The following is a 10,101-nucleotide window of genomic DNA, read 5'->3' as shown; positions in this document are numbered from 1 at the left end:
AAATTAACAAAAAAAAAGCCCACGTTTTATAACGTGAGCTATGTTGGCAGAAAAATTAGGTTTGCAGGTTCTTAATAATTTATTGTTAGAACTCCATTGTAATTATATATTATAGAAAGGTTCTTATATATTTTCACTGTAAAATGGAGGAAAATTTGTAATAAATAGAGAAACATTATTTTTTTTGTAAATTGCTGTTTTTATGTGAGTGAAAAGGAAAATATATTTAGGAAAAAATATTATAGAAATTTTTAGCATAGTTTGTATATGTAATATGTAGTATAACAAAAGATTTATGAAGAATATTATCAGAGGAATATGGGGATTTTTTTTATTTGTAATGCTCACTACACCGCTTTTATTTTATCTTATAAAGATAGATTTTGGGGGTTGGTTTGGGGGATTGCCTGGTTTGGAGAAATTTGAGAATTTGAAAGAGAATCAAGCGTCTCTACTCTATTCGGAAGACAAGGTTGTTTTAGGAAAATATTTTAGAGAAAATAGAACGCCCGTAAAATATGATGAATTATCCGAGATGCTCATTAACACACTCTTATCTACGGAGGATACTAGGTTTTATAATCATTCGGGAATAGATTTACAAGCAATAATACGTGTTGTATCGAATACTTTTATACTTCGTTATTCGGGTGGTGGTAGCACTGTGACGATGCAGTTGGCAGAAAATCTATTTGAAACAGAGAAAGAAAATCAGGGTTCTCTTTATAAAATAAAATTTTTAGGCAGAGTTATTACCAAGTTTAAAGAATGGATTATTGCTATTCGATTAGAAAAGAATTATACAAAAGAAGAAGTTTTAACGATGTATTTTAATACTTTAGCTTTTGGCGGAAATGCTTATGGGATACAATCGGCGGCAAAGACATTTTTCAATAAACTACCTGCTGAATTAAATTACCAGGAATCAGCGGTTTTAGTAGGGCTAATAAATGCTCCTACTCGTTATAGTCCCGTAGCCAATCCCGAGAGATCCTTAGTAAAAAGAAATGAAATTTTATATAATCTGTATCAAAATGAACATATATCGTTGCAAGAGTACGATTCTTTGAAAACATTACCAATAGAACTGAAATATAGAGTAGATAACCATAACGAAGGGTTGGCAACCTATTTTAGAACTGTGGTTCGGAATTATCTTTTATCTTGGTGTGCAGAAAAGGGGTATGATTTATTCCAAGATGGTTTAAAAATATATACTACTATCAATAGTAGAATGCAAGAACACGCAGAAGAATCTGTTACAGAGCACATGGCAATGCTTCAAAAAAGATTTATAAACCATTTACAAGGCAGAAAACCATGGATAAACGACGAAGGGAAAGAGATAGAAGGATTTATAGAAGAACAAATAAAAAAAATAGAGTCCTATTCATTACTAAAACAGCAGTATGGAGAGGATTCAAAAAAAATGAGGATGCATTTATACAAAAAAAAACGAATGAAAGTTTTTGATTGGGAAGATAAAAACTTTGAAAAAGACACCATTATGTCTCTTGTTGATTCTTTGATATATTATAAGCATTTTTTACAGGCGGGATTTATGGCTATGGATCCACATGAAGGATTTATTAAGGCATGGGTAGGGGGTATCAATCATAAATACTTTAAATTTGACCATGTAATGCAAGGAAAAAGACAACCAGGTAGTACTATAAAACCGTTTGTTTATACAGCAGTCATAGATAATGGGTATTCACCCTGTTTTGAAGTAGTAGATGCTCCTGTTACATTTCACATGCCCTACCAAAATCCGTCTACATGGACCCCGAAGAATTCAGGAACAAGAGATAACCCGGATGGGCATCCTTCTGGTAAAAAAATGACCCTTCGGCAAGCAATGGCAAGGTCTGTTAATTCTATTACTGCTTTTTGGATGAAAAAATTAACTCCCGAAACAGTAGTAGAGTATATACAAAGATTGGGAGTAAAGAGTCCATTACTACCGGTTCCTTCACTTTGTTTGGGTTCGGGTGGTGATGTATCTCTTTATGAAATGGTAGGAGCATATTCTACTTATGTAAATTTAGGAACTTGGATAGAACCCATTTTTATAACCCGAATAGAAGATGAGCATGGAAATGTTATTGAAGAATTTGTCCCTAAAAAAGTAGAAGCTATTAGCGAAGCAACGGCGTATTCTATGCTTTATATGCTACGAGGAGCAACAGAAGAAGCGGGAGGAACAGCATTAGGTATCTCGCCCGAGTTAAGAATTCAAAATCACATAGGAGGAAAAACAGGAACAACTCAAAATGCATCAGATGGATGGTTTATTGGAGTTACCAAAAATGTAGTAGCAGGAGCATGGGTTGGAGGGGATGACAGAAGCATTCATTTCAGAGAATGGACTCTCGGTCAGGGTGGAAAAACCGCTCTTCCAATATGGAATCTTTTTATGACAAAAATATACTCTGATGAAGAACTTGGTTTCATAAAAGGATCTTTTAATAAACCAACATCTGAATACAGAGAATGGTCATGCCCGAGAAAAGTTTCCAATGATGATGAATTTACAGAAGAAGAAGAAGAAGATGAGATATTTTAAAACGTACTCTCATTTATATTTTTTTTGCAATTCTATCAATGCTTGGTAATATTCTTGGGGAAATTTTTGTATAGATACCCCTTCTATGTGAGTCCATTCAAAAGGGCAAGCTAAAGTCGGAACTTCTGATTGTATTTGGCATCTATGAAAGAATAATAAAGAAACATTTTCCTGTGTGACAATAAATTTTTGATAGAAATGAGGGCGTATAGAAATATCTATTTTTAAGAGATTTTGTATTCTCTCTTTGAGAACATCACGTAAATTTTCCTTACAATGGACAATCGCATGGGGAAATGTATATTGCTTCTCTTTCATTTCTTCTTTTTGAACAATGTATTTTTTTCCGTTTCGGATACAAGCAATATGTATTCTTATGAGAGGAATATTGTGAGATGCAGCAATGGTTTTGGCTTCTGAGGATATACTATTTTTTTTGAGAATTTGTGCAAAGAAGACAATATTTACTTTTGTCGCAGAAAAAAAGAGAGAGAGATCTTCGGGAATCATTTTTTGAGTTCTTATATCCTGTGCTAAATCCATAAGTGCAGAGTTCCAATCTCTTCCTGAGGTGCTTTGTTTTATAAACTTTTCTGCTGTTTCGTATATATTTCCTTCAAAAGAACGGACTAAGCAAGAAAATATCTTTTTAATATTCACATCTATTGCAGGCACTTTTTCATCTAATGCAAATGATAAAATGGCATTTCGGGTATATTCTCCTATTCCAGGTAGTTTTTCTATATCTGAGGTAATTGCCTTTATTATATCCCCATCAAATGTTTCCTGTATTATTTTAGCACAAAATAACATGTTTTTTCCACGACTATAGTATCCTAAACCCTTCCAAATATGAAATACTTCTTCCCAAGTTGCCTCTGATAATTTTTGGATGCTTGGAAAAGCATCCATAAACTGCAAGAAAAAATCTTTTGCCACTCGAGAAACCTGTGTTTGTTGAAGCATTATTTCGCTTACCCATATAGGATAAGGGTCTGTTGTCTTTCTCCATGGCAGAGAATCTCTTCTATTTTTATAATACCACTCTTCCAATTGCCTATTAAAAGATATTATAAAATATTCTTCTTCTTGTTCCAATTTTTTATGATTCAAAACAAAGATATGTTAGAGATAATTTTTTCTTTGGATTACTTTTAATGCCATTTCTACTATATTGTGAGCAGTAAGTCCATATTTTTTCATAAGGAGTTCGGGAGTTCCGCTTTCTCCAAAAGAGTCATTTACTGCTACATATTCTATAGGAATGGGATTATTTTTAGAAATGAGTTGAGCGATGCTTTCACCCATTCCTCCAGCTATTTGATGCTCTTCCGCAGTCACAGCACATTTTGTTTTTGCTACCGAATGAAGAATGGCTTTTTCATCTAATGGCTTTATGGTATGAATGTTAATTATTTCTGCACTTATACCCTTTTCTTGCAGGATTTCTTGGGCTATTACTGCTTCCCATGTCAGATGCCCTGTTGCAAAAATACTTACATCATTTCCTTCTAAAAGCGTGAGAGCTTTTCCTATGGTAAAAACGGTTGTTTCGGGGATAAAAATAGGGACTTTTGGTCTTCCAAAGCGAAGATAAACAGGTCCCTTATGCTCTGCTATTGCTATAGTAGCAGCTTTTGTTTGATTATAATCACAAGGATTTATAACTGTCATGTGAGGAAGCATTTTCATCATACCTATGTCTTCTAATATTTGATGAGTAGCCCCGTCTTCTCCTAATGTAATGCCTGCATGAGAAGCACATATTTTGACATTTTTTTGAGAATATGCTATAGATTGCCGTATCTGATCGTATACTCTTCCTGTGGAAAAGTTTGCAAAAGTCCCTGTGAAAGGAACTTTTCCTCCTATGGTCATACCAGCTGCTAGACACATCATATTTGCTTCTGCTATCCCTACCTGAAAAAATCTATCGGGGAATTCTTTTTTAAAAGCATCCATTTTTAAGGAACCTAATAAATCTGCACAAAGAGCCACTACTTGCTGATTCTTTTTCCCTAACTCATATAGCCCATCTCCAAACCCTGACCTCGTATCATTTTTTCCAAACACTTGCATATATATTGTATTATAACTATGATTTAAAAACAGTGAATATGTAAAACTATTTTGCATATTAAAAAAAAAAATGTTATAAACAAAATAATCATTGCGGATAAGATATTTTTAACATTAATTGGTGCATAATTAAGATAAACTTTTTGAATATAATTTTTGCGTAAGTTGAGTAATTTAGTTTTGCATCGGTCTCAATGAGAATATTTCATTTTTATACGTTTTTATATTTTGTAAAAACATTAGTAATTATTATTTTATGAGCAAAATGAGTATTATACATTTTTTTAATAACAAAATATTTCCATCATTTTAATAAACATTTTAATTAATAAATAGTAAAAATGCTTCACAATAAAAGAGTAAAAATAAAAGAGATAGTGCAGAGTGACGATGAGCGACAACAAGTCGTTGTTATGGGATGGGTGAGAACCAAAAGAGAGAGTAAAAACGTAAGTTTCATTACTCTGAATGACGGGTCGTGTATTCAAAATATACAAGTGGTATGTTATTCTGATGAATTTTCAGAGGATTTTTTGAAAAGAGTATCTACGGGGGCTTGTATTGAGGTGACGGGAGCTATAATACCTTCTCAAGGGACAGAACAAAAGTATGATTTCAGGGCAAAATATATAGAAATATTTGGAGAATCGGATGCAAATGTATATCCTCTTCAGCCAAAAAAACATTCTTTGGAGTTTTTGCGAGAAGTAATGCATTTGCGACATAGAACGAATACTTTTTCTGCCATAGTCCGTGTTCGGCACGAGATGATTTATGGGGTTCATAGTTTTTTTCATCAGCGTGGCTTTGTTAATATCCATACCCCTATTATTTCCGCTTCAGATGCGGAGGGTGCGGGAGAGTTATTTACCGTTTCCACTCTCAATCTCCAAAATATTCCAAAAAATGAGAAAGGAGAAGTAGATTTTACACAAGATTTTTTTAAGAAGAAAGCAAATTTGAGTGTTTCAGGTCAATTAGAAGGCGAATTAATGGCTATGGGTATGGGGGAAATTTATACTTTTGGTCCTACTTTTCGAGCGGAGAACTCTAATACTACGCGTCATTTAGCAGAATTTTGGATGGTAGAACCTGAAATGGCTTTTTATGATTTGGAAGATAATATGAATCTTGCGGAATCTCTTTTAAAATATCTTCTCAAGAACGCTTTACAGAATTGCAAAGACGATTTAGAATTTTTACACAAGAGACATCAAGAAGAAGAACAGACAAAAAAACAAGAAGAACGCGCATCTATGGGCTTATTAGAAAAAATTCAGTTTGTCCTGCAAAATCCTTTTATTCGCACTACCTATAGCGAAGCGTATGAAATTCTCAAAAACTGTAGTCACAATAAAAAAAAGAAATTCAAATTCCCCATAGAAGATTGGGGAGTAGATTTTCAATCCGAACACGAGAGATATTTGGTAGAAAAGCATTTTCAATCTCCCGTTATTGTTACTCAGTATCCCAAACATATAAAAGCATTTTATATGAGACAAAACGATGATGATAAGACCGTTGCGGCTATGGATATTCTTTTTCCAGGAATAGGAGAAATGGTAGGTGGCTCACAAAGAGAAGAACGTTTAGAAAAACTTTTACAGAGAATGAAAGAATTAAAGATGGATGAAAAAGCACTCTGGTGGTATTTAGATACCCGAAGGTTTGGAACGAATATTCACAGTGGATTTGGTCTTGGTTTTGAAAGATTTATGCAATTTGTCACAGGTATGGGAAATATAAGAGATGTAATACCTTTTCCGCGCACTCCCGGAAGTGTAGATTTTTAAGGTATATTACTATTTATGATACGATTCATTCATCTTTTTTTGCTTTCCATACTTGCTTCTTGCATCTATAAAAAAGATATTCCGCAACGGGAATATCTTTTTAGTTCTCTTCCTGCTGATAGCACGGGCATATTGTTTGAAAATAACCTCCCCCATACAGAACAGGTAAATCCCTATACTTTTAGAAATTTTTATAATGGCGGTGGAGTGGGCATTGGAGATATTAATAATGATACTTTGCCCGATATTTTTTTAGGAGGTAATTTAGTTCCTAGCAGATTGTACCTCAATAAGGGAAATTTTATTTTTGAAGATATTACCGAAAAGGCAGGTATAGGAACGACTGTTTCTTGGGTTACAGGCATTTCTCTGATAGATATAAATGGAGATGGATTTTTGGATATATATCTTTGTAAATCTGGTCCCCCTGGGGGTATGCGAAGAAAAAATGAACTTTTTATTAATTCAGGAAACGGAACATTTATGGAACAAGCCGCAGAATATGGATTGGACTTTGAAACTCTCTCCGTTCATACGGCTTTTTTTGATTTTGATAGAGATGGGGACTTGGATTGTTATCTTCTGAGCAATTCTATTAGGTCTGTGGAAGGATATGATATGAAAAAGGATTTACGATTTCTGCCCGATACCGAAGGAGGAAACAAATTTTTGATGCAGGAGAATCATTTTTTTTACGATGTTTCACAAAAAGTAGGTATTTATACCAGCAATATCGGTTTTGGATTAGGAATAAGTATCGCAGATATTAATAAAGATGGTTGGTTAGATATGTATATATCCAATGATTTTTTTGAAAGAGATTATTTGTATATCAATCAAAAAAATGGAACTTTTGAAGAAACATTAGAAAATTATATCCGAGAAATAGGCATGGGTTCTATGGGAGCAGATATAGCAGATATCAATAATGATGCCTTTCCCGATATTTTTGTAACAGAAATGCTCCCCGAAAAAGACGAATGGCTTAAAACCACTACTCAATTTGAAACATGGGACAAGTATCAATACGCTCTATCACAAGGTTATTACCATCAATTTGGAAGAAATGTACTACAACTCCACAACAAAGACAATACATTCAGTGAAATTGGCAGATTAGCAGAGGTTCATGCGACAGATTGGAGCTGGGCAGCGCTTATTTTTGATATGAATAACGATGGGTATAAGGATATTTTTGTAGCAAATGGTATTTATAAGGACTTATTGAACCAGGACTACGTCAATTTTATTTCCAATCCCCAAGTGATGCGGGGTATTATCAAAAAAGAAAAACAGGCAATCAAACATCTTATAGATTCTATGCCTTCTCACAGCGTTCCAAACTATGCTTTTGAAAATCTTAAAAATCTTCAATTCAAAAATCAAGCCGCTGATTGGGGACTCGGAGAAAATACCTACTCTAATGGCTCTGCCTACGCTGATTTAGATAATGATGGTGATATAGATATAGTTATAAATAACGTGAATGCTCAAGCAATGGTTTTTAGAAACAATTCCCAACAAATGCTCCCCCTTAACAGAACTCTTTCCATTCATTTGAAAGGAGCAGAAAAAAATACATTTGCCATAGGAACAAAAATTACTATTTACCATAAGACACAGATCATATATCAAGAACTTTGCCCTCAAAGAGGTTTTATGTCATCCTCTGATTATAAACTTGTGTTTGGCTTGGGAAAGATAGAAACAGAACATATAGATTCTCTGCATATAGATTGGTATGACGGAAAAAAAACTGTTTTGAAAAATATAAAAAAAACTTCCCTCACAGCATACCACTCCGAAGCAACAGGGGAAACCGATCCTCTCAAAGATGAGAAAAATAAAGCAACAAAAACTCTTTTTCATCAAGCAGCACTACCAAAAGGAGTAGATTTTACACACAAAGAGAATGAATACAATGATTTTGATAGAGAACGACTGTTATTTTTTATGAAATCAAACGAAGGACCTTGTCTCTGCGTGGGAGATGTGAATGGAGATGGATTAGATGACTTTTATGTAGGTGGGGCAAAGGGGCAAGCGGGCAAACTCTTTGTGCAAAAGAAAGATGGGAGCTTTATAAGCAGGCATGAAAAAACTTTTGAAGTCGATAAAGAATCTGAAGACACGGATTGTGTTTTTTTCGATGCCAATAATGACAAAAAGGCAGACCTCTACGTCACCAGTGGAGGAAATGAATTTTCTCAAGAATCCCCTTATCTCTTAGACCGTCTGTATATTAATGGAAAAACATTTGAAAAAAAAAAACAAGCACTCCCTACCCTGAACAAATTTGAAAGCACTGCTACCGTAGAACCTACCGACTTTGATAATGACGGAGATATAGACCTCTTTGTAGGCGGTAGATATATTCCTGGAATGTATGGTTTGCCCGCAAATGGTTATATCTTGCAAAATGATGGAAAAGGAAATTTTACTGATAAAACTCAGACACTCTGCCCAAATCTTCTTGCAATAGGTATGATAACCGATGCCAAATGGGCTGATGTAAATAATGATACAAAAATGGACCTTCTCGTTTGTGGAGAATGGATGCCCATACAAGTGTTTATACAAGAAAGAGGCAGGTTTCACAATCGCACTCATGAATATATTTTGCAAAAATATGCAGGTTGGTATAATGTATTAGAGGTAGCGGATTTCAATAAAGATGGTTTAGTAGATATTTTTGCAGGAAATTTTGGACTCAATACGTCCATAAAAGCAAGCGAATCAGAACCCGTTTCACTCCATATCAATGATTTTGACCAAAATGGAACCATAGAACAAATACTCACTCGCTATCAAGACGGAAAAGAACTGCCACTCGTGCTTCGGCAGGACTTAGTAAGACAATTACCTATGCTGAAAAAAAAATATCTCTCCTTCAAAGCATATAAAAATCAAACTATAGCAGACATATTTACCAAAAAACAATTAGAAACAAAGCAAACTCTCACCGCTCCTTTTTTGGAAACTGCTGTATGGATACAAAATGCAAATCAAACATTTACCCTTCAAAAACTACCCATAGAAGCACAATTTTCTCCCGTATATGCAGCAAATATAATGGATTTTGATGGTGATAATACTCTCGATATTTTTATAGGAGGAAACCTGTATCGTGCCAAACCCGAAGTAGGAATATCTGATGCCAGCTATGGAATCTTTCTCAAAGGCAATGAAAAAGGAAATTTTGTCACTCTCCACAACGCAGATATAGGAATACATATAAAAGGAGAAATAAGAAATATCTCTTCTATAACCATTCACAAAAAAAAATACATACTCGTAGCAAAAAATAACGCTCCCTTGGAAGTATTCTCTTATAAATGAATAACTATGAGATACTTTTTCTATAGAAAATAAAAACCTAATTTTATTGTAGGGGAGTTCTAAAATTTAAATATTTGAAAATCATATAAATATATGTATTTTTGCAAGTAATAAAAAATGTATAGTATGATCAATGAAAAGCACAAAAAAACAGGTAAAAATGGGATGTTGGATTCAGAGTTTATTCAACAAGAGGGGTTCTAAAAATTAAAATCCTAAAAACTGTATCCCTTAAAAATCAATAGTTACCAACACTTTTTTTTGAATACATCAATTTTTAGAACCTACCTTGTATAATATAGGGCAACTAAATTTTTTCATTTC

5 protein-coding genes are annotated in these 10,101 nt (G+C 33.9%); 3 read left to right on the top strand and 2 right to left on the bottom strand.

The features are described from left to right. The first annotated feature begins 295 nt into the window (after positions 1 to 295). Positions 296 to 2,566 carry a transglycosylase domain-containing protein gene (locus QM536_08300; GenBank protein ID MDI9357005.1) on the top strand — a complete coding sequence of 757 codons (2,271 nt, stop codon included), beginning with the start codon at positions 296 to 298 and terminating at the stop codon, positions 2,564 to 2,566. A 9-nt stretch (positions 2,567 to 2,575) separates the two neighbouring features. Here the strand turns inward: QM536_08300 and QM536_08295 are convergent, their stop codons facing one another. After that, the gene (locus tag QM536_08295) at positions 2,576 to 3,679 is read right to left on the bottom strand and encodes a hypothetical protein (protein MDI9357004.1); all 1,104 of its coding nucleotides are present in this window, start codon (positions 3,677 to 3,679) and stop codon (positions 2,576 to 2,578) included. Positions 3,680 to 3,691: 12 nt separating this feature from the next. Continuing rightward, positions 3,692 to 4,645 (bottom strand): transketolase C-terminal domain-containing protein, encoded by a 954-nt coding sequence (locus QM536_08290; GenBank protein ID MDI9357003.1) that lies wholly within the window; start codon positions 4,643 to 4,645, stop codon positions 3,692 to 3,694. 341 nt (positions 4,646 to 4,986) lie between these two features. On the opposite strand from QM536_08290, the gene asnS reads away from it, so the two are divergent. Both asnS and QM536_08280 read left to right on the top strand, forming a co-directional pair. Beyond that, positions 4,987 to 6,438, top strand: coding sequence for an asparagine--tRNA ligase (gene asnS / locus QM536_08285; GenBank protein ID MDI9357002.1), 1,452 nt, complete (start codon positions 4,987 to 4,989; stop codon positions 6,436 to 6,438). 15 nt (positions 6,439 to 6,453) lie between these two features. After that, on the top strand, positions 6,454 to 9,777 hold the full coding sequence (locus QM536_08280; protein ID MDI9357001.1) for a VCBS repeat-containing protein: 3,324 nt from the start codon (positions 6,454 to 6,456) through the stop codon (positions 9,775 to 9,777). Positions 9,778 to 10,101: the final 324 nt, after the last annotated feature.

It is taken from the genome of Chitinophagaceae bacterium (genome assembly GCA_030053935.1).
In the GTDB taxonomy this organism is placed as follows: Bacteria; Bacteroidota; Bacteroidia; order Cytophagales; family JASGCU01; genus JASGCU01.
The sequence above is the reverse complement of the archived record's forward strand: the minus strand, read 5'-3'. Positions and strand labels throughout refer to the sequence as shown.

Bases quoted from the DNA above. Each gene is read 5' to 3' on its own strand.
- asnS (MDI9357002.1), top strand. From the start codon at position 4,987: ATGCTTCACAATAAAAGAGTAAAAATAAAAGAGATAGTGCAGAGTGAC.
- QM536_08300 (MDI9357005.1), top strand. From the start codon at position 296: ATGAAGAATATTATCAGAGGAATATGGGGATTTTTTTTATTTGTAATG.
- QM536_08280 (MDI9357001.1), top strand. From the start codon at position 6,454: ATGATACGATTCATTCATCTTTTTTTGCTTTCCATACTTGCTTCTTGC.
- QM536_08290 (MDI9357003.1), bottom strand. From the start codon at position 4,645: ATGCAAGTGTTTGGAAAAAATGATACGAGGTCAGGGTTTGGAGATGGG.